This window comes from Parahoeflea halophila, assembly GCF_900220985.1.
In the GTDB taxonomy this organism is placed as follows: Bacteria; Pseudomonadota; Alphaproteobacteria; order Rhizobiales; family Rhizobiaceae; genus Hoeflea; species Hoeflea halophila.
This window is the reverse complement of record NZ_OCPC01000001.1, coordinates 326049-350738: the sequence shown is the minus strand read 5'-3', so window position 1 is coordinate 350738 and position 24690 is coordinate 326049. Positions and strand designations below refer to the sequence as shown.

General features: G+C 62.1%; 20 protein-coding genes and 1 tRNA gene. 13 read left to right on the top strand and 8 right to left on the bottom strand.

Annotated elements, in window-relative coordinates; translation table 11 throughout:
* Positions 1 to 6: 6 nt before the first annotated feature.
* A tRNA-Val gene (locus CRO46_RS01700) sits at positions 7 to 81 on the bottom strand.
* A 118-nt stretch (positions 82 to 199) separates the two neighbouring features.
* Positions 200 to 889 carry an HAD family hydrolase gene (locus CRO46_RS01695; RefSeq protein WP_097104417.1) on the bottom strand — a complete coding sequence of 230 codons (690 nt, stop codon included), beginning with the start codon at positions 887 to 889 and terminating at the stop codon, positions 200 to 202.
* A gap of 259 nt (positions 890 to 1148) precedes the next feature.
* Here CRO46_RS01695 and rpiA point away from each other — a divergent pair, with 259 nt between their 5' ends.
* The 3 genes from rpiA to gor all read left to right on the top strand — a co-directional run bounded on the left by rpiA (position 1149) and on the right by gor (position 4015).
* Entirely contained in the window at positions 1149 to 1847 is a 699-nt protein-coding gene (gene rpiA, locus CRO46_RS01690) for a ribose-5-phosphate isomerase RpiA (protein ID WP_097104416.1), read from the top strand.
* Between the two features lie 18 nt (positions 1848 to 1865).
* Positions 1866 to 2399, top strand: a complete 534-nt coding sequence (locus CRO46_RS01685) for a DUF2059 domain-containing protein (RefSeq protein ID WP_097104414.1) — start codon at positions 1866 to 1868, stop codon at positions 2397 to 2399.
* A 227-nt stretch (positions 2400 to 2626) separates the two neighbouring features.
* A complete protein-coding gene (gene gor, locus CRO46_RS01680) occupies positions 2627 to 4015 on the top strand; it encodes a glutathione-disulfide reductase (RefSeq protein WP_097104411.1) in 1389 nt (462 codons plus the stop codon).
* A 3-nt stretch (positions 4016 to 4018) separates the two neighbouring features.
* Here gor and CRO46_RS01675 read toward each other — a convergent pair whose 3' ends face one another.
* On the bottom strand, positions 4019 to 4912 hold the full coding sequence (locus CRO46_RS01675; protein WP_097104409.1) for an alpha/beta hydrolase family protein: 894 nt from the start codon (positions 4910 to 4912) through the stop codon (positions 4019 to 4021).
* Between the two features lie 1004 nt (positions 4913 to 5916).
* On the opposite strand from CRO46_RS01675, the gene CRO46_RS01665 reads away from it, so the two are divergent.
* Positions 5917 to 7134 carry a TadE/TadG family type IV pilus assembly protein gene (locus CRO46_RS01665; RefSeq protein WP_097104404.1) on the top strand — a complete coding sequence of 406 codons (1218 nt, stop codon included), beginning with the start codon at positions 5917 to 5919 and terminating at the stop codon, positions 7132 to 7134.
* 289 nt (positions 7135 to 7423) lie between these two features.
* Here the strand turns inward: CRO46_RS01665 and CRO46_RS01660 are convergent, their stop codons facing one another.
* A complete protein-coding gene (locus CRO46_RS01660) occupies positions 7424 to 8164 on the bottom strand; it encodes a helix-turn-helix transcriptional regulator (RefSeq protein ID WP_097104402.1) in 741 nt (246 codons plus the stop codon).
* 86 nt (positions 8165 to 8250) lie between these two features.
* Here CRO46_RS01660 and CRO46_RS01655 point away from each other — a divergent pair, with 86 nt between their 5' ends.
* Entirely contained in the window at positions 8251 to 8646 is a 396-nt protein-coding gene (locus CRO46_RS01655) for a RidA family protein (protein ID WP_097104399.1), read from the top strand.
* 189 nt (positions 8647 to 8835) lie between these two features.
* On the opposite strand, the gene CRO46_RS01650 is transcribed toward CRO46_RS01655, so the two are convergent.
* Positions 8836 to 10206 carry an aldehyde dehydrogenase family protein gene (locus tag CRO46_RS01650; RefSeq protein ID WP_097104397.1) on the bottom strand — a complete coding sequence of 457 codons (1371 nt, stop codon included), beginning with the start codon at positions 10204 to 10206 and terminating at the stop codon, positions 8836 to 8838.
* 123 nt (positions 10207 to 10329) lie between these two features.
* Between CRO46_RS01650 and CRO46_RS01645 the strand changes: the two genes are divergently transcribed.
* The 7 genes from CRO46_RS01645 (at position 10330) to CRO46_RS01615 (ending at position 18385) form a co-directional block, all read left to right on the top strand.
* A complete protein-coding gene (locus tag CRO46_RS01645) occupies positions 10330 to 11088 on the top strand; it encodes a gamma-glutamylcyclotransferase family protein (RefSeq protein ID WP_143438916.1) in 759 nt (252 codons plus the stop codon).
* A 187-nt stretch (positions 11089 to 11275) separates the two neighbouring features.
* Entirely contained in the window at positions 11276 to 12649 is a 1374-nt protein-coding gene (locus CRO46_RS01640) for a class II 3-deoxy-7-phosphoheptulonate synthase (protein WP_097106398.1), read from the top strand.
* Positions 12650 to 12891: 242 nt separating this feature from the next.
* Complete coding sequence (locus CRO46_RS01635) at positions 12892 to 13155, top strand: hypothetical protein (RefSeq protein WP_143438915.1); 264 nt, start codon at positions 12892 to 12894, stop codon at positions 13153 to 13155.
* A 110-nt stretch (positions 13156 to 13265) separates the two neighbouring features.
* Positions 13266 to 13691, top strand: a complete 426-nt coding sequence (locus CRO46_RS01630; RefSeq protein ID WP_097104390.1) for a GFA family protein — start codon at positions 13266 to 13268, stop codon at positions 13689 to 13691.
* A gap of 842 nt (positions 13692 to 14533) precedes the next feature.
* Positions 14534 to 15385, top strand: coding sequence for a DODA-type extradiol aromatic ring-opening family dioxygenase (locus tag CRO46_RS01625; RefSeq protein ID WP_097104388.1), 852 nt, complete (start codon positions 14534 to 14536; stop codon positions 15383 to 15385).
* Between the two features lie 103 nt (positions 15386 to 15488).
* Positions 15489 to 17174: an NAD+ synthase gene (locus CRO46_RS01620; protein ID WP_097104386.1), complete on the top strand. Its 1686-nt coding sequence runs from the start codon at positions 15489 to 15491 to the stop codon at positions 17172 to 17174.
* A complete protein-coding gene (locus CRO46_RS01615) occupies positions 17171 to 18385 on the top strand; it encodes an MFS transporter (RefSeq protein ID WP_097104384.1) in 1215 nt (404 codons plus the stop codon). The genes CRO46_RS01620 and CRO46_RS01615 overlap by 4 nt, the downstream gene beginning before the upstream one ends.
* Positions 18386 to 18504: 119 nt before the next feature.
* Here the strand turns inward: CRO46_RS01615 and CRO46_RS01610 are convergent, their stop codons facing one another.
* The 3 genes from CRO46_RS01610 to dgcA all read right to left on the bottom strand — a co-directional run bounded on the left by CRO46_RS01610 (position 18505) and on the right by dgcA (position 23394).
* A complete protein-coding gene (locus CRO46_RS01610; RefSeq protein WP_097104382.1) occupies positions 18505 to 19677 on the bottom strand; it encodes a DUF2865 domain-containing protein in 1173 nt (390 codons plus the stop codon).
* A 156-nt stretch (positions 19678 to 19833) separates the two neighbouring features.
* On the bottom strand, positions 19834 to 22149 hold the full coding sequence (locus tag CRO46_RS01605) for an NADP-dependent malic enzyme (protein ID WP_097106395.1): 2316 nt from the start codon (positions 22147 to 22149) through the stop codon (positions 19834 to 19836).
* A gap of 261 nt (positions 22150 to 22410) precedes the next feature.
* Positions 22411 to 23394: an N-acetyl-D-Glu racemase DgcA gene (dgcA, locus tag CRO46_RS01600; protein WP_097104380.1), complete on the bottom strand. Its 984-nt coding sequence runs from the start codon at positions 23392 to 23394 to the stop codon at positions 22411 to 22413.
* 99 nt (positions 23395 to 23493) lie between these two features.
* Between dgcA and CRO46_RS01595 the strand changes: the two genes are divergently transcribed.
* Entirely contained in the window at positions 23494 to 24684 is a 1191-nt protein-coding gene (locus CRO46_RS01595; protein ID WP_097104378.1) for an ABC transporter permease, read from the top strand.
* Positions 24685 to 24690: the final 6 nt, after the last annotated feature.

Below are 24690 nucleotides of genomic sequence, written 5' to 3'. Positions count from 1 at the left end.
AGAAAATGGTGGGCGCGACAGGGATTGAACCTGTGACCCCTGCCGTGTGAAGGCAGTGCTCTCCCGCTGAGCTACGCGCCCGTCGCGTCGCCGCCTGCGGCGGTCCGAACGGTCTGCGGCGGTATAAGCGCTCCGCCGCACAAAGGTCAAGCGGGAGTTCTGCAGGCGGGCGGGTTTTTCAAACCGGCAGGCCGCCGGCTCAGCCTGCGGGTATGCGGGCAGCAATCAGGCTTTCGACCAGGGCCGCGTCCAGCCTGTCGAAATGCTCGATGACGATATCGGGGTTGAAGCTCTCGACAGGCTTGTCGGAATAGCCGAACGGAACCCCGATCGCCGGCACCGAAGCATTCTGTGCCGCCAGGATGTCGTTGATGCTGTCGCCGATCATGACGGCGTTGTCGTGGCTTCCGCCGGCCCTGTCGATGGTGCGCAGGATGTGGTCGCCATGCGGCTTCTTGACGTCGAACGTGTCGCCGCCGGTAATCGCTGAGAAGCGGTGCGTCAGATCAAGGCAGTCAAGCAGCTGTAAGGCCAGTTTCTCGCTCTTGTTGGTGCAGACGGCAAGCCGCATGCCTGCTGCCTCGAGCCGGTCGAGTGCAGCGAGCAGGCCGGGGTAGGGCTCCGACTTGCCGGGCATGCCGGCGGCATAATGAACGAGAAATGCCTCGAAGGCAGCATCCAGCTCATCGGGCGAGGAGGGGTGGTTGTGCAGTTTCCAGGCCCGCTCGATCATCACCTTGGCGCCCTGGCCGACGAGCCAGGTCATGTCATCAAAGGTGACATGGTCCAGGCCGTTGAGATCCATCACGTGATTGAGGCTCGCCATCAGGTCGGGCGCGGTGTCGATCAGGGTGCCGTCGAGGTCGAAGATCACCAGGGGAGAGGTCATGCGGGCTCCGGAAAATTGGATGGTCTGGGTAAGGTGGCGCGAAGGGGCCGGTGCGGAGCCGATGTAACAGGCTCGCGCGGGACGGGCAATTGCGGTCTTGCCGGCTGGACCGCTATGGCGATCCTGCCGGCGGGTCTCGTCGGCGTCGCCGGGCGCTTCCGTTGTACCAGGCTGTGGCGCCGGATTCCATCTCGGGCTTTGCCTTGCCTGGCTTCCATGCTAACAGGCGGGCCAGTATCAACAACTATGGCAGAGTGGCATGGACGCCCGGGAACTCAAGATCGCAGCCGCAAAAGCGGCCCTCGAACATGTCGAGGACGGCATGCGGCTCGGTATCGGAACCGGCTCGACGGCCGATGAATTCGTCCGCTTGCTGGCGGAAAAGGTTGCCGAGGGCTTCAAGGTCCAGGGCGTTCCCACCTCCGAGCGCACGGCGCGGCTCTGCGTCGAGCTTGGCGTGCCGCTCTATTCTCTCGATGATCTGCCGGAACTCGACCTGACGATCGATGGCGCCGACGAGGTCGACAATGCGCTTGGCCTGATCAAGGGCGGCGGCGGCGCGCTGCTGCGCGAGAAGATCGTCGCCTCGGCCTCGGCGCGAATGATCGTCATTGCCGACGAGACCAAGCTGGTCGACACTTTGGGGCGATTCCCGCTTCCCATCGAGATCGCGCCGTTCGGTCTGACCGCGACGCGGATGGCTGTGGAACGGCTGGCCTCGCGGCTCGGCTTGACCGGGGAAATCGTCCAGCGCCCCGACAAGGACGGGCCCTATCTGACCGATGGCGGCCATTTCATTCTCGATGCATCTTTTGGCCGCATTCCGGATGCAGAAGCGCTGGCTAACGGGCTTGTCGCCATCCCCGGTGTGGTCGAACACGGGTTGTTTCTCAATATGGCGGATGCCGCGATCATCGCTTCGCAAAGCGGTGCGCGGACCCTGCTCGCAAAGACTTAAACAGGAGTGAAACCGAACATGTCTATCATCACTGGTCTCAAGCGTTTCGGCGCCGGCGTGATTGTGATCTCGAGCCTCGCCGCTGCGAGCCAGCCGGCCCTGGCCCAGGAGGTGAGCGAAGACCATCTTGCCGCCGCGCGCTCTGCCATAGAGGCCCTTGGGTCAACCGATCAGTTCGATGGCATCATCCCTGGCACTGCGGAAGAGCTCAAGGTCAGCCTGATTCGGGCCAATGCCGACCTTCAGGAAGTCATCAGCGCCACGGTGGATGAAGAAGCCTTGAAGATCGTGCCGCGTCGCGGTGACCTGGAAAAAGAGGCGGCGCAGATCTACGCCAAGTCCTTCACCAAGGAAGAGCTTGACGCAATCGCCGATTTCTACAACTCGCCCGCAGGCAAGAAGCTGATCGAGAACGGCCCGCTGGTCACGCGCGAGGTCATCAAGGCCGCAGATATCTGGGCTTCCGGCGTGGCCCGTGACCTCAATATCAATGTCAACAAGGCCTTGGAAGAGAAGGTCGGCGCGCGCCCGAAGGTCGCTCAGGACCAGTAATATACGGGCAGTGCGACCCCGGGCGCGGTGATCGCGCCCGCATCGGTCGATGTCTCGCAGTGATTTGAGAGCCCGGGGCTGGTCCCCGGGCTTTTATTTTGCGCGTGGTCGGCTACATAGGCAGGAACCGTGGGCATATCTCGTGCCCGCTTTCGTCTGTCCCGGGCAATGGCCTCTCCGGAGGAGCCGCCCGCTGCCCACCGATACGCACACAAGGATCTCCGCCCATGACCAAATTCGATTACGACCTGTTTGTCATTGGCGGCGGCTCCGGCGGGGTGCGCGCGGCACGGCTGGCCGCCGGCCTTGGCAAGAAGGTGGCGATCGCCGAGGAACACCGCTTTGGCGGCACCTGCGTCATTCGCGGCTGCGTGCCGAAGAAGCTGTTCGTCTATGCCTCGCAATATCAGGAGCATTTCGAGGATGCGCGCGGCTATGGCTGGAGCGTCGGCGAAACCTCGTTCGACTGGCCGACGCTGGTGGCCAACAAGGACCGCGAGATCGACCGGCTGGAAGGGCTCTACCGGCACGGGCTGGAAAATGCCGGCGCCGAGATCATCGCCTCGCGGGCCGAGCTGACAGGTCCCAATTCGCTGCTGATCAAGGCGACCGGTCAGGAAGTCACCGCGCGGCACATTCTCGTCGCCGTCGGCGGCCGTCCCAATCCGCATGCTTCGCTGCCCGGCCACGAGCTCTGCATCCATTCCAACGAGGTGTTTTACCTCAAGGAACTGCCCAAGGCGATCGCCATTGCGGGCGGCGGCTACATTGCCGTGGAATTCGCCAATATCTTCCATGGTCTCGGCGTCGACACGACGCTGATCTATCGCGGCCAGGAAATCCTGTCGCGCTTCGACATGGACATGCGGCGCGGGCTGCACAAGGAGATGGAAGCCAAGGGCATCCGCATCCTGTGCCACGAGGTGTTCTCGAAGATCGAGCGCGGTCCCGACGGGCGCCTCATTGCCCACACCAACAACGGCAAGGCGCTGATTGCCGACCAGGTGATGCTGGCGCTGGGGCGCGACCCGAACACAAAGGGCCTCGGCCTCGAGGCGGCCGGCGTCGAAACCGGGCAGAAGGGCGAGATCCTCGTCGACGAATATTCGCGCACCAATGTCGAAAGCATCTATGCCGTCGGCGACGTCACCAACCGCGTCGAGCTGACGCCGGTGGCGATCCACGAATCCATGTGCCTGATCGACACGCTCTACCGCGACAACCCGACCTCGCCGGACCATGAGCTGATTGCCACGGCGGTGTTCTCGCAGCCCGAGATCGGCACCGTCGGCCTGTCGGAAGACGAAGCCGCGAAGCGCTATGACGAGCTCGAAATCTACCGCGCCGAATTCCGCCCGATGAAGGCAACGCTGTCGGGCCGGCAGGAAAAGATGATCATGAAGCTGGTGGTCAATGCCGAGGACCGCAAGGTGATCGGCGCCCATATCCTCGGACATGACGCCGGTGAACTGGCGCAGATCCTCGGCATCGTGCTCAAGGCCGGCTGCACCAAGGACGATTTCGACCGCACCATGGCGGTGCACCCGACAGCGTCGGAAGAGCTGGTGACCATGTACAAGCCGAGCTACCGGGTGAAGAACGGCGAGCGGGTCTGAGCCTCAGGCCCCTACTTCGCCCTTCAGCCAGGCAATAGGTCCGGGCCAGAGCGTCTCGCGGAAGCGCGAGCGGAAGAAATCGAGATGACCGATCGGCCCGCCGGCTGCCTGCGGGTCGAGCCATCGCGTTTCCACCGGCGCATTGACGAAATGCCGCATGATCGCCTCGCGCGCGGCCGGCGTTCCCCAGGGATCGTCGGTGGCGCCGATGGCGAGGATCGGGGTTCTGACCGACGCAAACAGGCGCTTGGCGTCGAACCGGGATTCACCGGCAAAGAAATAGTCGGGCCTGCGGCACCACCGGGTCCAGTCGGCAAAGACGCCGCCGGGCAGGCCGGAGCCGAGCCCCATGCCCGCAGGCACATGGCCGAGGACAGCCGCAACCGGGTTGGCGATGAGGTTCATCAGCGCGTAAAGCTTCAGCCCGCCCTCGAGATTGCGCCAGTAGCCGGAAATCGTCGCCACCATCAGATAGCGCTCGAAGCGCTGCGAGACATTGCCGAGCCCCAGCGCCTGGCCGCCAAAGGACTGGCCGACGCCGACCACCGGGTGTCCGGGGGCCACACGCTCTAGCCGCGTGAGCGCTGCGGGAAAATCCTTCATTCCCCAGTCGGCCATCGAGATGTGGCGCGGGTTGAAATCCCGGCTCACCGACCCGCCGGTGCCGCGATAGTCATAGGTGAGTGCGGCGCGAAACCCGTGATCAGTCACCAGGCTCTCGGCAAATTTCTGATAAAACCCGCGCTTGACCGCCGTCGCCGCCGAAATCAGCACCAGCGGCCCGTCACCGGCCCCGCGCGTCAACGTCCCCTCAAGCGGATGCCCGTCAACCGCCTCGAACCGGACGGCTTCGGCACCGGCTGAAATGGTCTCTGACAAGCTCAAACCCGTCTGCATGGCAATTGCTCTCCCGTTTCGCCCGGAGACAATCTGGATGACGTTTACGTTCACGTCAATTGGTGTGGGGTAGGTTTGCGGAGAAGAGAGTGTTGGCGCTGTTGAACGGGGCTGTATCAAAAGGGTGGATCGTTCGTCACTGTTTAGCAAGTCGTAGTGGCGCTTTCGGCCTAAAGCCGACCTTCATCGCCATTTCGATTTACAACTGTTCTGCGCCCCCATTTCTGGCCTCGGCGTGCTGATATCCCGTTTCTGAAACCGATCATTCGCTGGGGACCACATTAATGTACTGACAAAGCGGCGAGCAGGCATTCGCTGAATTCAAGACAAAATTAAAGAATGACGCAAACAGCAGACCATTAAGTTTTGACAGTTGCGTTGGCAACGCGGCTATTGAACTCCAAAGACTGCAGCGTCGCTACTGTGCCACTGCAGCCGTATTTTGGTTTGCGGATGAAGGACCGGAAAGGGGTGCTTTAGATCAGCGAATGCATTGCTGGGTCCGGAACTCAGCCTATTTGAACTTGTGCGCAACTGAGTCCAGCAAATCGACCATCAGCTCATTGTGCACGCGCCACCAGACTTGGTCCTCTACTTCATCATCGAATCCGCATGGACGGCCTACGATCTGATCAGTTGAAGTAATGCAAAAACTGGAAATGATAGGATCATTGAGTACGAGCTCTTTTAGATGTTCGACTGTGGACTGTCGATCGAATGTTAGCATTCCAACTCTCCCAAAATGCACCCAAATTTAGTAAGACGTAGAACAATAAAATTCAAGAAATGGCACATTTCTAGCGTCAGGACTCACTGATTGGTCCAACAGATTGCTGTTGTGCATCACATGCAGATGGCGGACATCAAGGTCCTGCTACCGATCCGGGATGTTCATCACGATGGAGAGAACTCCAATCCAGCAGGCACCGCTCCTATGCGGTCGTAAGTGATTTCATAAGGAATTGATAATATGTTCACTCCCGAACAAGAGTTCGGAGGCGAAATTGAAACAGTTTTCTCAAGACAGAAGTGGTAACTTTTCGCTAATGGCCGCTATTCTGATGTTGCCTCTGATTTTGGCTGCTGGGTTGGCTGTGGATTTTTCGCGTTTGGTGAACGCCAAGTACCATGCCCAAGGTGCCGTCGATGCGGCCGCTCTAGCTGCGGCCAACAATCCACATATGACCGACGAAGAGCTTTCGACCCTTGCGCGCCAATATCTCGTTGGGAACATGTCCGGAGAAGGGGAATACAAACAGAGTGACATATCAGTTCGACGCAATGGAACTGGGACAGTTGATGTTTCATTCAACGCGGTTCTAAATCCATTCTTTATGCAAGTGGCGGATTATCCAAAATTGGCATTTGGTGTAAGCGCTGCAGCAACCCTTGGGGGTGCTTCTGCGGAGAACACCGGTTGTGTTTTCCTTACCGACCCCAGAAACACCGGCCTAAACATGACCGACAGCAGCAAGTTCATTACCAATTGCGTGATAATGATCACGACCCGAGGCACGGCCATCAAAACCGGATCTAGTGCTCGTGCTGAGTTCTCTGGTATCTGCGCTAATGGATCGATTTCAGCCAGCCCTGGGACGCTTACTCCCTCGGAGAAATTAGACAGTTGTTCAGTTGTAGTGGATCCTTTTGGGGGAATGTCACCTCCAAGGGAACTGGCATCCTCATGCATCAGTTCAGGATCATCTACTGGGAGTGGCCAAGTCAAATCGTTATCAGCAGGCGTGCACTGCGGCATGGTTACTGTTTCGAACAATGGTACGCTTAATCTGAAGCCGGGTATTCATTACTTCAAAGCAGGCTTGGACCTTCAAGGCGGCGGAACCCTACAAGGCGAGGATGTTCTTATCGCGTTGGATAAGAGCGTGAGCACCTACACGCTCTCCGGCAAGCTTAACGTCACGGGACTCCAGTCAGGTAGCTACAAAGGCTTTGTTATCTATCATCAAGATTTCTCTGGTAGCTCCAACTCAATCGTCGTGGGTCCTGCGGCGGATTTCAGGGCAGATGGTGTGATTTACCTCCCAAATACAAACATGAAAATCTCGACTGCAGTAAATGAGCTTGCGACACAATCAATCCTCGTAGCGGACCGTTTCGAACTTCAGGGTAATGCTTCCTTCCACGCAAAAATTGATACGAGGAGCAAGACACCACTGCCTGATTTGATCGGTGGAGAAGGCAATCTACGTTTGTCAAACTGACCAAGGCAAGTATGCGCGCCTAACAGTGGACTCGTGTATAATTCGAAACGGCAACCTTGGGCGGAGAGCGTTGCAGCCTGCGATGGGGGCCCACTTCCGCCTGGCCAAATCGCATTCGGAGTCCTGCCGCACAGCATTCGCCCCATTCAGGTGGTTCCCTTCGAAGCCGGCAAACGTCCGCTTCCCGCCCCATCAAGACCTTTGACCAGCATCCACGTTCAACGACCGAACCACATGACTTCGCCGCGAAAATCAACTCCCAGCCCGGAGCAACCGCCACCCATGCGCGTCACACGTGCCCCGCTCTGTCCCTTGCCTGCAATTCGCTGTAGGGGCAGACGTCGTCTTCGAAGGGCACGTGGCGGTGGCGGAAGCGGGTTCCTTCAACCGCTTCCACGCGGCTGATCCGGTCCATGCGGAAATGGCGGAAATCCGCGCGCGAAGGGTCCCAGCCGACGAGGTACCAAAGCGGCGGCAGGATCAGCATGGCCTGAGGCTCGACCTCGCGCCGGCTCTTTCGGCCTTTCGCGTCGCGATAGTCGAACCGGAGCATGAGCTGCCCGAGAAAAGCGGTTTCGAAGGCCGGCAGCAGCTCCGGCACCATGGTGCCCATATCCGACAGGTCCTGCAGCGGCGAGAGCTGGCCGATATGGAGGCAGTCGAGAAACCTGCGCAGGTCCCTGATCCTGTCTGCCGGCAGGGCCTTTTCGATCTTGGCCAGGCCTGCGTCGGCGAGTTCGGAAAACGGCAGGTTTCCGGCGGCCCGCATCGCGGCGACACTGATCAACAGGGCAAAAACCTCGGGGACCGAGAGCCTGGCGTTGGTCTGGACCGACTGCGGGTCGAGCTGAAGGCCGCCGCCGCGGCCGACATCGGAGTGGATCACATAGCCCTGGTCCCGAAGCGCGCCGATGTCGCGCAGCACGGTGCGGCGGGAGGCGCCGACTTCCAGTGCAAGCGCATCAATCTTGGTGGTGCCGCTGCGGCGCAGGCTGCACACGATGGCGTCGTGTCTCGATCTCACATTCATGCCGCCACCCTAGCACAAATGGTGACAGGAATTGGCACTATTTTCTCCTAAGCCAAACCGGCAACGCGAAAAAAGGAGAGTGCGACATGAAACGGACGGCTGTGAACCCCTGGGACTGGTCCGTGAAGCTCGGCTACAATCAGGCCGAACTGATCGAGGGTGCTGCGCGGCAGGTGATCTGCGCCGGGCAGACCGCGGTCGACGGCAATGGCGCCCCGCAACATCCCGGCGACATGCGGGCGCAGATCAGCCTCGCGCTCGACAATCTCGAAGCGGTGCTGAAGGCCGCGGGCATGGGGCTCGGCAACGTGATCAGACTGGGCGTCTATGCCACGGATGTGGATGAGGCGCTGAAAAATTTCGATCTTCTGGGCAAGCGTTTCGGCCCCCACCAGGTGGCCCCGCCGATGACGCTTGTCGGTGTCACCCGCCTGGCAATCCCCGGACTGCTCTTCGAGATCGAAGCGACCGCCGCGGCCTGAGTACGGGCATTGCGGTCATTGCATCGAAACCTCTCAATGGCCGCAGTTCCACATTGCAGGCACTGATGGAATTGGCTACCGAAACCCAACCCATGATGGATCCGTTCCGCCATGAGCTCAGTATCCGGAACTGGCGAGGGTGAGCCACATCCCGCTTTTGCCAGCATCGTGCTGCCGCCGCTCGTGGCCTTACTGCAGCCGCTTGAGCCAGCGCAGCTTGGTCTTGGTGAAGGGCGGGTAGCGCAGCGGCACGTCAAAATGTTCGCTCTTGGTCAGCACGGCGCGGGCATGGCTGAAAGTGTCAAACGAGGCGCGGCCGTGATAGGCACCCATGCCGCTTGCGCCGACGCCGCCGAAGGGGAGATCGGGGACGGCCAGATGCATCACCACATCATTGATGCAGGCGCCGCCGGAGCTGGTCCGGGCGATCACCGCGTTCTGGATGTCGCGCGATCGGGCAAAGACATAAAGCGCCAGCGGCTTCGGCCGGGCGGTGATGAAGCCGATGGCGTCGTCGAGGCTCTTGTAGGTCATCACCGGCAGCACCGGGCCAAAAATTTCCTCGCGCATCACCTCTGCTTCGGGCGCAACCCCGGTCAGCACGGTGGGGGCGATGTATTTCGCCGCGCGGTCGGTCTCGCCGCCGATGGCGACATCGCCGCCCGAAATCAGCCCCTGGACGCGGTCGAAATGGCGCTCGTTGATCAGCCGCGAATAGTCGGGGCTCTGCTTCGGATCGGCGCCGAAGAAGGATGTGATGGCCTTTCGCATCTGCCCGACAAAGGCGTCAGCCACGGTCTCGTCGATCATCACATAGTCGGGCGCGATGCAGGTCTGCCCGGCATTGAGGAACTTGCCCCAGGCGACCCGCCTTGCTGCCAGTTCGAGGTCGCTGTCGGCTGTGATGATGCAGGGGCTCTTGCCGCCCAGTTCCAGCGTCACCGGGGTCAGGTGCCTGGCAGCCGCACTCATGACGATGCGGCCGATGCCCTCGCTGCCGGTGAAGAAGATGTGGTCGAAGCGCTGCTCGAGCAGCTCCGTCGAGATCTCCGGCCCGCCCTCGAACACCGCAAAGGCATCGCTCTCGAGATAGGCCGAGATCAGCCGCGCCAGCAGCGCGGAGGTGTTGGCCGAGACTTCCGAAGGCTTCAAAACGGCGCAATTACCCGCGGCGATGGCCCCGATCAGCGGCGTCAGCGTCAGGTTGAACGGATAGTTCCACGGCGCCATGATCAGCACCACGCCGAGCGGTTCATGCACGATCCTGCTGTGCCCCGGCTGGTTGGAGAGCGGGGTGGAAACCCTTGTCGGCCGCATCCAGCTCCTGAGCTTGGACAGCGTGTGCACGATTTCCGAAAGCACCGTGCCCACTTCCGTCATCCGGGCCTCAAAGCAGGACTTGCCGAGATCGGCATTGAGCGCCTCGTTGATCGCAGCCTCGTTTTCCTCGATCATGGTCATCAGCTGGTAGAGCTGTTGCCGCCGCCATTTTGCCGGACGGGTCCTGCCGCCGTCGAAGCTGGCGCGTAGGGCGGCGATGCGGTCTGGTGTCTGCGTCATGGGGTGTCCCCGTTCTGGCTGAACTGTTCTGCCTGGCTGGCTCTGGCTGAATGGCTCTGGCTGGCGTGTTCTGGCGGATTTGTGTTCGATTGCTGTCCCCCAATGTAGGAAGGCAAGGTGCTGATGTCCAAGTTCGAAAAGCCGCAGACAGGTCCAATCCCGGCGGGTGAGGGCGGCCGGGCCGGGCAGGCCGCCGCAGGCGCAAGGGTTGCGCATCCGGGTGCTGACGAGCTTGTCGGCTATTTCGGCTACGGGTCTCTGGTCAACCGCGCCACCCTGACCCACGGCCATGTCGCCGCCCACCCGGCGCGGCTGAAGGGCTGGCGGCGGACCTGGCGGCCGCGGCCGGACATGGGGGCTGTCACGGGGGAACACGGGCCGGGAGCAGGGGCCGGATTGCCGCAAGAGCTGGCGCCGTCGCTTCTGACCGCCCACCGCGCCGCGGGGGCTGCGATCGACGGGCTGCTGGTGATCGATTTCGCGGTCAACCTTCCCGGCATCGACGCCCGCGAATTCCGCTATCACCGGCGCGACATCAGGCTTGCCGATCTGGAGTTCGACGCGTCCGGCGCCGATTCCGGGCAGTGGCCTGGGCATGGGCTTGGCGACGGCATCCGCCTGCATGTCTACGAGGCGCGGACCGAGCATCCCGTCAGCGAGGGGCCGGCGCCGATCCTCAGATCCTATCTCGATGCGGTGCTGCAGGGGTTTTTGCGCGAATTCGGGCCTGAGAGCGTGCACCGCTTTATCGCCGAAACCGACGCCTTCCACACCCCGATCCACGAGGACCGGGCCGCGCCGCTCTACCCGCGTGCGGTCCGCCTGTCGCCGGCCGAGATCGAACTGTTTGATGCAGCCCTTGCGGCGCGCGCGCCGGATTGAGATCGCGCAAGCCCGGTTGATTCGATTTGCCGGGTTTGCACTTGGCCAATCTATCGCTATAAGCCCGGTAAAATAAGCGATCTGCGGGGCTCAGCCCCGCGAACAGCCGGGCGTCAGCCCGATCAACCCGCGGGCGCATTGCCCCGTAAAACTTCCGGGCATGAGCCCGGTCAACACGGTGAACGACATGGCACAGAACTGGACCCCATCAAGCTGGCGCAACAAACCGATCCAGCAGGTCCCGGATTATCCGGACGCGGACGCGCTCAAGGCGACGGAAGCACGGCTGGCCAAGTTTCCGCCGCTGGTTTTTGCGGGTGAGGCCCGCCGGCTGACCGCGTCGCTTGCCGAGGTCGCCGAGGGCAGGGGCTTTCTGCTTCAGGGCGGCGACTGCGCCGAAAGTTTCGCCGAGCACGAGGCCGACAACATCCGCGATTTCTTCCGCGTCTTTCTGCAGATGGCCGTCGTTCTGACCTTCGGCGCGCAGCAGCCGGTGGTCAAGATCGGCCGCATCGCCGGCCAGTTCGCCAAGCCGCGCTCGTCCAATGTCGAAAAGAAGGACGGCACCGAGCTTCCGAGCTACCGCGGCGACATCATCAACGGCATCGAGTTCAACGAGAAGTCGCGCGTGCCCGATCCCGAGCGACAGATCATGGCTTACCGGCAGTCTGCGGCGACGCTCAACCTGCTGCGTGCCTTTGCCCAGGGCGGTTACGCCAATCTCGACAATGTGCACAAGTGGATGCTCGGTTTCGTCAAGGACAGCCCCCAGGCCGAGCGCTACCGGGCGCTGGCCGACCGGATCTCCGAGACCATGGATTTCATGAAGGCGATCGGCATCAATGCCGACAATCACGCCAATCTGCGCGAGACCGATTTCTTCACCAGCCACGAAGCCCTGCTGCTTGGCTATGAAGAAGCCATGACCCGCACCGATTCGACGTCGGGCGATTACTACGCCACCTCTGGCCACATGATCTGGATCGGCGACCGGACGCGCCAGACCGACCATGCGCATATCGAGTATGCCCGTGGCATCAAGAACCCGATTGGCCTGAAATGCGGCCCTTCGCTCGATCCCGACGAGCTGCTGACGCTGATCGACATGCTCAACCCGGCCAATGAGGCCGGACGGCTGACGCTCATCGCCCGCTTCGGCCACGACAAGGTGGCCGATCACCTGCCGAAGCTGATCCGCGCCGTCGAGCGCGAGGGCCGCAAGGTGGTGTGGTCGTGCGACCCGATGCACGGCAACACGATCACGCTCAACAACTACAAGACCCGTCCGTTCGAGCGGATCCTGTCGGAAGTGGATTCGTTCTTCCAGATCCACCGCGCCGAAGGCACCCATCCCGGCGGCATCCATATCGAGATGACCGGCAAGAACGTCACCGAATGCACCGGCGGCGCCCGGGCGCTCTCGGGCGAGGACCTGCAGGACCGCTACCACACCCATTGCGACCCGCGCCTCAACGCCGACCAGGCGCTGGAACTCGCTTTCCTCGTCGCCGAACGCATGAAGGGCGGCCGCGACGAAGAAAAGCAGGTTGTGAACGGCTGATAGCCGTCCGACTACAACGGACTGACTTGATTACGAGAACGCCGGGGGAAGCCCCGGCGTTTTTGGTCTTGGGGCTGGAGCAGGGTACAATCCCAAGCCTCCCCTAAGGGGAGGTTGGCTGTCCCGTTTCTGCACCGGGATCTTAGTGCCAAATCCCCACCGCCGTCATACCGGACCTGATCCAGACAAGCGAAGCGACGTCGCAGCCTCCGGTTTCCAGCCACCGCGCGTCTGCGCGGTGAATGACTTTTCATATCTTGGACAATATGGTCTTCCGTCTCGCAGACGCTCGCCCGCTGGATGCCGGATCGGGGTCCGGCATGACGGAGCGCTACGGAACACTGCACTCTCGTCTCGTCATCCTCGAGCCCCTCGTCTCGTCATCCTCGGGCCTATCGTTCGTCATCCTCGGGCCCCGACCCGAGGATCCATTCCGCAATTTCTACCCAGACGCCGGGTGCGGCCGGATCACGGTCTGGACCATCGGCTCGGTGGCCCGGGAATGATGACGGTAAGGTCCGGCATGGCGATGCAATGTCGCAAACGTCAGTAGAAAGGCAGGACGCGTCCGTGCTTTGATCATCTCCAACCAGAGTCGCACCCCTCGGAGTCCGCCATGTCAGACACCCAGATCCGCACCGGCCACTGCAATTGCGGCGCTGTGCGGTTCCGCACCACCGGCCCGCTTCGCGAAGTGGTCGCCTGTCATTGTTCGCAGTGCCGGCGTCAGTCCGGGCTCTATTTCGCCGCCACCAATGTGGCTGACGAGAACATAGAGATCGAGGGCGGGGAGAACATAACTTGGTATCAGGCTTCCGAATTCGCCAAGCGCGGATTCTGCAGAACCTGCGGCTCGGCGCTGTTCTGGAAGCACCAGGATGATGCGCATATCTCGGTTCTGGCGGGTGCCTTTGATGCGCCGAGCGGTCTGACAATAACCAAGCACATCTTCTGCGCCGACAAGGGCGATTTCTACGAGATCACCGATGGCCTGCCGCAATATGAGAAGGGCTCTGAGGGATTGCTGGTGGCGGAGGATTGATGTGGGATACCGCGCCGCTACTTCGCACACTCTCGCCGTCGTCATCCTAGGGCTCCGACCCTAGGATCCATTCCGTTATCTCTCCAAACAGATAGAAGTTTTGAAGCTTCACTGAGTAGATCCTCGGCTCGGCGGCCGAGGATGACGAAAACGGCGCCAATCTCAAAAAAAGATCCCGCAATCTTTTCCCCACCCGCCAACCCCCATGTCATCATCATCGCACTCCCGCTGCCGGATGGTTCGCGAACGGTTTCGACCAGGCGGGGGGAAGGCCTTTCGGGACTTGCCGTAACGTGCGGCAAGGCTTGAAAGGAGGCGGAGGCCATCTTGGTTCCGCTGGCGGGCGGGTCTCTTGCGAGACGCGTGCAAAGCCAGCCACCGGGCCGGGTTCTGGTCCGCACCAGCCGATAGGCAGGGTGTGGAGCAATGGGCCGGTCCGGGCCTGTGGCGGACATGAAGCGCGTGAAACGCGTCAGGGTCCGTGCCGGTACCTCGAGACCCATTCCCGCGGTCAGTCCAGATCGCGGCCGGAGCAATCCGGGCGGGGTAACACCCCGGGGGTGCAAGGCGCCGTCTGTCGGATGCGGACATCATCCGGCGATAGTCGGGCCGCGCGCGAGCCGCGCCACCTATTCTTCATTCTCCAGAGGCAAAGCCCGCGTGCGGCCCTCCGGACTGAAGACAGACTTTACCCCGGTGGATACCGTCCATGCGGGTTGTTCGGCGCGCCCTGAAGGGCCGCCTGCATGATTTCTGTTCACCATATCGGAACGCAGAGTGGCCATCTTCTGGTCTTCTGTGAACGACTGCGACGGCCTATGTTGGGCGCAAGGAGACAGATCATGACCCAGTCCGAAAGTTCAGCCGAACCCATTCCACCGTTCCCCGCCCTGTTCATTTCGCACGGGTCGCCGGACACCGTGATCGCTGACACGCAGGCTGCCGCCTGGCTCAAGCAGATGGCGGAGGATCTGCCGCGTCCGCGCGCCATTGTTGTGGCCAGCGCGCATTTCGAAGTCTCGGGCGGGGTGGTGGTTTCGGCTGATCCGAAACCGGAAACGATACATGATTTCGGCGGCTTCGCGCCTGAACTTTATGCCATGCAGTATCCGGCGCCGGGCGAGCCCGAACTGGCGGGGCGGATTGCGGGCGATCTGCGAGAGGCAGGCTTTGCCGCCAGTGCCGCGGACAAGCGCGGTTTCGATCACGGCGTCTGGGTGCCGCTGAAGCTCGCCTATCCCGATGCCGACGTTCCTGTTGTCTCGGTGTCGGTGGACCCGAACGAGGGGCCGGAACATCATTTCCGGCTCGGGCAGGCGCTTTCGGAGCTGGGCGCGGAAGGTGTGCTCGTCATCGGTTCCGGCTCGTTTACCCACAATCTCGGCGAAGCCTTCAAGCTGTTGCGCAGGGGCACACGGCTGGCCGAGGTGCCTCACTGGGTCGAGAGCTTCACCAACTGGATGAACGAGCGGCTGACGGCCAGCGATGTCGATGCCCTCATCGATTACCGCAGTGCGGCGCCCTATGCGGTGGAAAATCATCCGACCGACGAGCACCTGCTGCCGCTCTATGTGGCAATGGGCGCTGCCGGAAGGCACGGCACGGCGCGGCTGGTCCATGACAGCGCCGAGTTCGGCGTGCTGGCGATGACCATGTGGCGGTTCGACCCGCCACCGGCCACAGCGGCGGCTTGAGCCGCTGGTCCGACGCAGCAAGTGCGCGCATTCTCCGGCACTGTTCCGGCAATGACGGAATCGGTGATTTGCAAGTCCGGCAAGTTGCGCTAACACGGCTGACATGACCCAGAACCAAGACAATTTGACCACCATCCGCATCGCCGTCGGCCAGCTCAATCCGACTGTTGGCGATATTGCCGGCAATCTCGCGAAGGCGCGTCAGGCGCGCGAGGATGCTGCCCGGCACGGCGCCGACGTGGTGTTGCTGACCGAGCTGTTCATCGCCGGCTATCCGCCGGAAGATCTGGTGCTCAAGCCGGCCTTTCTCAAAAACTGCCTCAGGGCGATCGAAACCCTGGCTGCCGAAACCGATGACGGTGGCCCGGCCGTCGTGATCGGTTACCCGCGATTTGAAGGCGACAGGCGCTACAACTCGGTTGCGGTGCTTGACGGCGGCAAGATTGTCACTTCGCGGGACAAGGTAGATCTGCCCAATTACGGCGAGTTCGACGAGAAACGGGTGTTTCACGTCGGCGAAATGCCGGGCCCGGTGTCAATCCGTGGCGTGCGTTTCGGTATTCCGGTTTGCGAGGACATCTGGGGCGATCTCGGCGTCTGCGAAACACTGAGTGAGAGCGGGGCGGAAATTCTCATCGTGCCCAATGGTTCACCCTATTATCGAGGCAAGGTCGATATCCGTCACCAAGTGGTGCTGCGCCAGGTGATCGAGAGCGGTTTGCCGATGATCTACGCCAACCAGGTCGGCGGCCAGGACGAGCTGGTCTTCGATGGCGCCAGTTTCGGCATGAATGCCGACAAGAGCCTGGCCTTCCAGATGAGCCAGTTCGAGGAAACCGTCTCCATCGTCACCTACAGGCGCCAGGATGACGGCACATGGGCCTGCGCCAATGGCCCGATGTCGGTGATCCCGGACCGGGAAGAGGCGGATTACCGCGCCTGCATGCTCGGCCTCAGGGACTACGTCAACAAGAACGGCTTCCGCAACGTGGTTCTGGGGCTGTCGGGCGGCATCGATTCGGCGATCTGCGCGGCACTCGCCGTCGATGCGCTGGGTGAAGAGCGGGTGCGCACCGTAATGCTGCCCTACCGCTATACGTCAGAAAGCTCGTTTACCGATGCGGAAGCCTGCGCCCGTGCGCTTGGCTGCCGCTACGACACGGTGGCGATCGAGGAGCCGGTGCAGGGCTTTCTCGAGGCGCTCGGCGACATGTTCGAGGGCACCGATGAAGGCGTGACCGAGGAAAACCTGCAGAGCCGGGCGCGCGGCGTCATCCTGATGGCGATTTCCAACAAGTTCGGCTCGATGGTGGTAACCACCGGAAACAAGAGCGAGATGTCGGTCGGCTACGCCACGCTTTACGGTGACATGAACGGTGGCTTCAACCCGATCAAGGATCTCTACAAGATGCAGGTCTATGCGCTGTCGCGCTGGCGCAACAGCCATGTGCCACCCGGGGCACTCGGGCCTTCGGGCGAAGTGATCCCGGTCAACATCATCGACAAGGCGCCGTCGGCCGAACTCCGGCCGGACCAGACCGACCAGGATTCGCTGCCGCCTTACCCGGTGCTCGACGACATTCTCGAATGCCTGGTCGAGAACGAGATGGGTGTAGAGGAGATCGTCGCGCGCGGACATGACGTCGCCATCGTGCACCGCATCGAGCACCTGCTCTACATCGCCGAATACAAGCGCCGCCAGTCGGCGCCGGGGGTGAAGATCACCCGCAAGAATTTCGGCCGTGACCGGCGTTATCCGATCACGAACAGGTTTCGGGACCGGGGATGATCCTTTCCTTCCTGCGTGACAATGCCCGCTGGGTTGCCGGCGGGTTTCTGCTGACGTTCTTCTCGTCGTTCGGGCAGACCTATTTCATCTCGCTGTCGGCGGGCGACATCCGCGACGAATACGGGTTGAGCCATGGCGGTTTCGGCACGCTCTACATGCTGGCGACGCTGGCGAGTGCTGCAACGCTGCCGCAGATCGGCAAGATCGTCGACCGGATCTCGGTCGCCTCGACGGTGCTGCTGGCGGCCCCCATCCTCGCCATTGCCTGCCTGCTGATGGCCTGGTCGCACTCGCTGCTGCTGCTGGTGCTGTCGGTCTATCTGCTCAGGCTGTTCGGGCAGGGCATGTTCACCCATATCGCCATGACCGCTATGGGGCGCTGGTTTGCGGCCCAGCGGGGCCGGGCGATTTCGCTGACCGCCATCGGCGTCAATTTCGGCGAGGCCCTGTTTCCGATCAGCTTTGTCGGGGTGGCGGCCCTTGTCGGATGGCGCGGCTCCTGGCTGGTTGCCGCCGGAGTGCTGCTGCTCATTGCGCTGCCTGCGATCTACGGGCTGTTGAAAAAGGAGCGGACGCCGCAATCGGTGGTGCAGGATCCGAACCGGCCGGCAGCGCGGGACTGGACCCGGGCCGAGGTGATCCGCGATCCGCTGTTCTGGGCCGCATTGACCGGCGTGATGGCGCCGGCCTTCATCGGCACGACGATCTTCTTCCATCAGGTCTATCTGTCGGAACTGCGCGGCTGGCCACCAAGCGTGTTTGCAGCCTCGTTCGCCATCATGTCGTCAATGACCATCCTGTTCGCGCTCGTGGCCGGGCAGCTGGTCGACCGGTTCACGGCCACACGGCTGCTGCCGGTGTTCCTGGTGCCGTTGTCGCTGTCCTGTTTCGTGCTGGCCGCCACCGAGGCGCCCTGGGGCGCCTATCTGTTCATGGCCTTCATGGGGATATCCTACGGGTTTTCGTCGACGCTGTTCGGTGCGCTCTGGCCGGAACTCTATGGCACCAGGCATCTCGGCGGCATCCGGTCGCTGATCGTGGCCTTCATGGTTTTCGGCACCGCGATGGGTCCGGGCGTAACCGGTGCACTGATCGATGCGGGCGTGCCCTATACCGGGCAGATCATGGCGATGGGGCTTTACTGTGTGCTGATCAGCCTGGTGCTGATCCAGGTCAGCCGCAGGGCGCTCAAGCGCCAGGCTGTTGGCTAAGGGGCCTGTCCGGCTCCGCGGCGACGACATCCAATCGGATGCGCGAAGGTCGCTGCAGGGCGTTGAAATGATGCATGTCCTTTACCGTTCAAATGAAACCATTCGAACGATAACATGCCTTAGCGGATCAGCGAAAGGGTGCCGGATTTGAGATCGAGACGGTCCGACTGGTCGGGCAGGAATGCCGGTCCGACAATCCTCACATTGCGGTGTTTCTGGGTCAGCGAACGTTCGGCGGTCGAGGCGGAGAGCACGGCGGAGATGTCTTCCGGGGTCAGTTGCGCCTCACTGTTGAGAACCGATTCCGGATCTTCGCCTGGATCCGGCCGGTTGAAGGGCCGAACCCAGGTTGTCACCGCCTCGTCGCCGCTGGAAGTGCCGTTGAGGATCGCCTCGCGGCGCTGCATTTCGGTGTAGAAGGCGCGCATGTTGCAGCCGCAGGCCTGGCTCATTGGTGCACGGGCATTGCGGTAGGCAAAAGCGTAGGGCATTTCGGTGTAGGATTCCCGGCTGCGGGCCGAGATCATGTCCGCGCTCTCCTGACCCAGCGCGTGGTGAAAAAACAGGGCGGTCTGGGTTCCAGGGCACATCATCTGGCAGGTGCGCTCGTCGCGGCCAAAATCCGAGGGGGCGGCTGCGGAGGAGACCGGAAAGAAGAAGCCGTCACAGGTGCGCACGCACAGGGTCCGGTAGTTGCCGCCCCGTGCTGCTCTCGGCTCGACGACGATGCGAACTCCGGTCTGGCGCGCCAGCGTGTCGCTGCGACCTGTGCTGCTGCCGTCTCCGAGCACGGCGACGACGCCGGAGTTCCTGCGCGATTTTGCCTTCAGTGCGGCCAACTTCCCCTTCGAGGCGGCAGCCTGGACGGAAGAGCGCTGGCCGCTGCAATCATTGGCATCGAGTGCAGCCTGGATGCGCCTTATCGCGGTCTTGTCGGCGCGGCTGGCATAGGCATCGCGCTTGCGCTCGAGAGCGCCGAGATTGGCGCGCATCTTGGTGCGCGCTGCGTTGAGCTTGGTGCAGATTTTCGCATTCTGGCTGCCGACCTCGACGAAGCTGCCGGATGGGCAGTGAAAACGGGTCAGGTCGGCTTCGACCTGGTCGATCTGCTCGGCCTGTTCGTCGGCGGCCCTGGCAAAGCGCTGGTACTTGGCCGAGACGCCACTGCCTGCGGAGGCGTTTTCAAGCTGGGTCTGGAGCCGCGCACAGACCGCAGAGGCGTCTGCCGCGCCGGTTCCGGCGAGAACCAGTGCGAGAACGGCCAGGGAACTGCGAAAGCTAACGCGACGCATGATCAACTCCAACACTAATGCAAAACACGCTCGGCTGTCCCAGACATAGCCGAGAGACCCTAACAGTTTTATACTAGCGCCTGATCGGGCCTGCTCCAATCACAACCGGCCGTTTACCTTAACCGGGCGGGGTGCCGGGCTTCCGGCGACATCCGGTCAATCGCCGGACGAGGCTTCAACCACGGCCAACGTCGCCATGTTGACCACACCGCGCGACGTCACCGAAGGCGACAGGATATGTGCGGGCAGGGCGGTTCCAAGCAGGATGGGACCCACATGCAGCGCCTCGGTCATGGTCTTGACGACGCCCAGCGCAATGTTGGCGGCATCGAGGTCGGGGAAGACCAGCAGATTGGCCTCGCCGGACAGCGTGCTGTCGGGCATTACCCGGCGGCGCAGCACCTCGGAGATTGCGGAATCGCCGTGCATCTCGCCATCGACCTCGAGGCCCGGTTCCTGCGAGCGGATGATCTTGAGCGCCTTGCGCATCTTGTCGGCGCTGTCGGAATCGCGTGATCCGAAGTTGGAGTGCGAAAGCAGGGCCGCCTTCGGGTTGATGCCGAAGCGGCGGATTTCCTGGGCGGCCATGATGGTGGTCTCGGCGATTTCCTCGGCACAGGGATCGAACGAGACATAGGTATCTGTAAAGAAGGTGGCGCCGCGCTGCGAGATCAAAAGGCTGAGCGCGGAGAAATCGATCACCCCTTCGCGCTTGCCGATGATCTGCGAGACATCGCGCAGGTGCTTGGTATAGCGGCCTTCAAGACCGCAGATGAGCGCGTCGGCCTCTCCGCGCCTGACCGCCAGCGAACCAATCACCGTCGAATTGGTGCGCACGATCGTGCGCGCCGCCTCGGGAATCACCCCCTTGCGGCCGACAATCGAGAAATACTCATCGACGTAGTCGCGGAAGCGCGGGTCGTCTTCGGGGTTGATCACCGTGAAATCGGTGCCGGGCCGGATCCTGAGGCCAAACCGCTGCAGGCGGCTCTCGATGATGCCGGGACGGCCGATCAGCATCGGCTCCGCAGTGCCTTCCTCGAGCAGCACCTGGGCAGCGCGCAGAACCCGTTCGTCCTCGCCTTCGGCAAAGATCACCCGCTTCCTGACCGCGGTCTTGGCGGCGGTAAACAGCGGTTTCATGATCAGGCCGGAGCGGAAGACGAAACGGTTGAGCTGATCGACATAGGCGTCCATGTCGGCGATCGGGCGCCGGGCGACGCCGGACTCGGCGGCGGCTTTCGCCACCGCCGGCGCGATGCGGAGAATGAGGCGCTGATCGAATGGCGAGGGTATCAGGTATTCCGGACCAAAAACCGGAGTTTCGCCGGAATAGGCGCGGGCGGCGATGTCGGACGGCTCTTCCTTGGCAAGTGCTGCGATGGCGCGCACCGCGGCCATCTTCATTTCCTCGTTGATGGTGCGGGCGCCGCAATCGAGCGCCCCGCGGAAGATGTAGGGGAAACACAGGACATTGTTCACCTGGTTGGGAAAATCCGAGCGACCGGTACAGATCATCGCGTCGGGCCGCGCCGCGCGGGCCTCGTCGGGCATGATTTCCGGCGACGGGTTGGCCAGCGCCATGACCAGCGGGTTTTCCGCCATGCTGGTGAGCATTTCGGGTTTCAGCACCCCAGCGGCGGAGAGCCCCAGGAACACGTCGGCGCCGCCGATGGAATCGGCCAGAACCCGGTTGTCGGATTTTTGTGCATAGACCGATTTCCACTGGTCCATCATCACTTCGCGGCCCTCGTAGACGAGGCCGTCGATGTCGTGGACCCAGATATTTTCCCGCCGGGCGCCAAGCGCGACCAGAAGGTTGAGACAGGCCAGTGCCGCAGCGCCCGCCCCGGAGGTGACGATCTTGGCGTCCTCGATCTTCTTGCCGGCAAGTTCGAGGCCATTGAGAATACAGGCAGCGACGATGATAGCGGTGCCGTGCTGGTCGTCATGGAAGACCGGGATGTCCATGATTTCGCGCAGTTGCTGTTCGACCTCGAAACACTCGGGCGACTTGATGTCTTCGAGATTGATGCCGCCGAAGGTCGGCTCCAGCGCCGAGACGACGGTGACCATGCGGCCGACGTCGGGGGCGTCGATCTCGATGTCGAAGACGTCAATGCCGGCAAATTTCTTGAACAGGACGGCCTTGCCTTCCATCACCGGCTTGGAGGCGAGCGGGCCGATATTGCCAAGCCCGAGCACCGCGGTGCCGTTGGAAACGACGGCGACCAGGTTCGAGCGCGCCGTGTAGGCAGCGGCGGCATCGGGATTGTCCCTGATCGCCAGGCAGGGGGCTGCGACGCCGGGTGAATAGGCAAGCGCCAGGTCGCGCTGGTTGCCCAGCGGCTTGGTGGCCTGGATCTCGAGTTTTCCCGGTCGCGGATAACGATGATAGAACAGGGCGTTTTCGTCGAGCTCACCACTGGAAGGTTTCGGGTCGACGGAGCGCTTGTTGTCTGTTGATGTCATCTGCGGCACTTCTTTGTTGACGGTTATCGGGGAATTGCGACACGGGCGATGGCTGAGGCGTCAACAGCGAATACGCAACGGAAGGGGCGCCGAAAACGCACATTGCCGGTGAGGTGCGTGTGGTTCCAGTCAGAATTCATACCGTGACCCCCTCTGCGAACCGTTTTGACGGCCAGAATCCGTTCTAGAACCCTTCGGGGGCAAATGGAACCTGTTTGATGCTCCATTGCGGGGCAGAAGTGTTCCCGGCGCGGGGCTGGCCTAGCCCCAGAGATCGGGCGAGGGCGGGGAGACCAGCGAGCCGGAATAGCTGAGGCTCGGGGACCGGTCCTTTGCCATCAGGAGCGGCCCGTCGAGATCGACCCAGTCGGCATCCTGTGCCAGCAGCACTGCCGGGGCCATGGCGAGCGATGAGCCGACCATGCAGCCAACCATCACGCCAAAGCCCAGTTCGCGGGCCCGGTCGCGCATCAACAGAGCCTCGGTCAGGCCGCCGGTCTTGTCGAGCTTGATGTTGATTGCATCATACCGGTCGGACAGAGACTGCAGATCGGCGAGTGTGTGGACGCTTTCATCGGCGCAGATCGGCACCGGATGCGGAATGTGGGCGAGGATTTCGTCCTTGCCGGCGGGCAGGGGCTGCTCGATCAGGCCGATATGCAATTCGGCTGCGAGCAGCAGGTGTTCGCGAATGTTGCTTTCATCCCAGCCTTCATTTGCGTCGAGTATGATCTCTGCATCGCGTGCGGCACTGGCCACCGCATGCATGCGTGCCCGGTCATCGGAGGTGCCGACCTTGACCTTGAGCAATTTCTGCGACGAGTGGGCGCGGGCCTCGCTGGCCATCTCGGCGGGCTCGCCGAGCGAAATGGTGACGGCGGTGGGAACCGGGCGCGGCAGGATGTGGCAGGCGGTGGTAGCGACCCGGGTGCCGCTCAGCTTGGCTTCAAGGTCCCACAGCGCGCAATCGATGGCGTTGCGGGCGGCGCCCGGCTTCATGGCGCTTTGCAGGTCCTGTCTCGTCATGCCTTCCGATATTGGCCCGGCAAGAGCTTCGATCGCCTCGAGCACGCCTTCGACGGTTTCGCCGTAACGCTTGTACGGGACGCATTCGCCCCATCCGCTGACGCCATTGTCGGTGATGGTGCAGGTGACAACATCGGCCGCGGTCTTGGCGCCGCGGGAAATGTTGAAGGCGCGCTTGAGCGGGAAACTGTCGATCTTGACGCTGAGGTGTCGAGGCATTGCAACGGTCCTAAAAAAAGGGTCGATAGTCGGGCATCTGCGGCCCTATTCCTGCCGCTGCGCGGTGACAGTTCAGGAACGAGCCTATATGTGTGAGGCATGTTGACCAAACAGCAAAAAGATACAAGGGGCGAAGCCCAATTGGGTGAGGAGACCCGCCAGCCGGCGTGGTTTGAGCATCATGTCTCAGCTGACGCTGAGCGGCTTGTGCTGGGCGGTGATTGGCGGCATGCGGCGATTTCGGGTGTCTGCGGGGAATTGCTCGAAATCCAGAAAAACCTGACCGGCAAGCAGCTGGAAATCGATCTCTCCGAGCTTGGGCATTTCGATACCGCCGGGGCCTGGCTGGTGCGCAAGACAATGCTTGCGGCCAGCGCGCAAGGGGCAGCGGTGGAACTGCTCGCAGCCTCGGACCAGGCCCGGGAACTGATCGACGCTCTGCCCGATCCGGCGGAACAGACGACGGACAAGCAGACTTCGAGAATTCCGCTGTTCGAGCGCCTGTTCGCACCGACCGGCAAGGCGATGTACGAGCTTTTCGACGATTTCATCGCTTCGCTTTACATCCTCGGCTCCGCGGTTCGCGGCGCGCAGCTCAAGCTGAACCGCTCGGCGGGCATTTCTCCGGCAGCGATTGTTACCCAGATCGACCATATGGGCGTTCGCGCGGTGCCGATCATCACGCTGATGAGCTTCCTGATCGGCGCCATCATTGCGCAGCAGGGTGCCTTTCAGCTCAGATATTTCGGGGCGGAAGTGTTCGTCGTCGATCTCGTCGGCATCCTGCAATTGCGCGAAATCGGGGTGTTGCTGACCGCAATCATGATCGCCGGCCGTTCCGGCAGCGCCATCACCGCCGAAATCGGTTCGATGAAGATGCGCGAGGAGATCGACGCGCTCAAGGTGATGGGGCTCAATCCGGTCGGCGTTCTGGTGTTTCCGCGCCTGGTGGCCCTGACCGTGGTGCTGCCGCTGCTGACGGTGGTTGCGAATTTCGCGGCCCTGGCCGGCGCTGCCGCTGTGTCCTGGAGCTATTCCGGGATTACGCCGGACGTGTTTGTTACCAGGCTGCGCGAAGCGATCGACCTGTCGACCGTGATCTCGGGCATGATCAAGGCGCCGTTCATGGCGCTGATCATCGGCATTGTCGCCTCGGTCGAGGGCATGAAGGTCGGCGGCAGTGCCGAGTCACTGGGACGGCGCGTGACCTCATCGGTGGTGAAATCCATATTCGTGGTGATCCTGGTGGATGGCCTGTTCGCGATGTTCTACGCCGCCATCGATTTTTGAGGCAGA

Coding starts and splice junctions, on each gene's coding strand:
- CRO46_RS01695 (WP_097104417.1), bottom strand. CDS start 889: ATGACCTCTCCCCTGGTGATCTTCGACCTCGACGGCACCCTGATCGAC.
- rpiA (WP_097104416.1), top strand. CDS start 1,149: ATGGACGCCCGGGAACTCAAGATCGCAGCCGCAAAAGCGGCCCTCGAA.
- CRO46_RS01685 (WP_097104414.1), top strand. CDS start 1,866: ATGTCTATCATCACTGGTCTCAAGCGTTTCGGCGCCGGCGTGATTGTG.
- gor (WP_097104411.1), top strand. CDS start 2,627: ATGACCAAATTCGATTACGACCTGTTTGTCATTGGCGGCGGCTCCGGC.
- CRO46_RS01675 (WP_097104409.1), bottom strand. CDS start 4,912: ATGCAGACGGGTTTGAGCTTGTCAGAGACCATTTCAGCCGGTGCCGAA.
- CRO46_RS01660 (WP_097104402.1), bottom strand. CDS start 8,164: ATGAATGTGAGATCGAGACACGACGCCATCGTGTGCAGCCTGCGCCGC.
- CRO46_RS01655 (WP_097104399.1), top strand. CDS start 8,251: ATGAAACGGACGGCTGTGAACCCCTGGGACTGGTCCGTGAAGCTCGGC.
- CRO46_RS01650 (WP_097104397.1), bottom strand. CDS start 10,206: ATGACGCAGACACCAGACCGCATCGCCGCCCTACGCGCCAGCTTCGAC.
- CRO46_RS01645 (WP_143438916.1), top strand. CDS start 10,330: ATGTCCAAGTTCGAAAAGCCGCAGACAGGTCCAATCCCGGCGGGTGAG.
- CRO46_RS01640 (WP_097106398.1), top strand. CDS start 11,276: ATGGCACAGAACTGGACCCCATCAAGCTGGCGCAACAAACCGATCCAG.
- CRO46_RS01635 (WP_143438915.1), top strand. CDS start 12,892: ATGACTTTTCATATCTTGGACAATATGGTCTTCCGTCTCGCAGACGCT.
- CRO46_RS01630 (WP_097104390.1), top strand. CDS start 13,266: ATGTCAGACACCCAGATCCGCACCGGCCACTGCAATTGCGGCGCTGTG.
- CRO46_RS01625 (WP_097104388.1), top strand. CDS start 14,534: ATGACCCAGTCCGAAAGTTCAGCCGAACCCATTCCACCGTTCCCCGCC.
- CRO46_RS01620 (WP_097104386.1), top strand. CDS start 15,489: ATGACCCAGAACCAAGACAATTTGACCACCATCCGCATCGCCGTCGGC.
- CRO46_RS01615 (WP_097104384.1), top strand. CDS start 17,171: ATGATCCTTTCCTTCCTGCGTGACAATGCCCGCTGGGTTGCCGGCGGG.
- CRO46_RS01610 (WP_097104382.1), bottom strand. CDS start 19,677: ATGCGTCGCGTTAGCTTTCGCAGTTCCCTGGCCGTTCTCGCACTGGTT.
- CRO46_RS01605 (WP_097106395.1), bottom strand. CDS start 22,149: ATGACATCAACAGACAACAAGCGCTCCGTCGACCCGAAACCTTCCAGT.
- dgcA (WP_097104380.1), bottom strand. CDS start 23,394: ATGCCTCGACACCTCAGCGTCAAGATCGACAGTTTCCCGCTCAAGCGC.
- CRO46_RS01595 (WP_097104378.1), top strand. CDS start 23,494: ATGTTGACCAAACAGCAAAAAGATACAAGGGGCGAAGCCCAATTGGGT.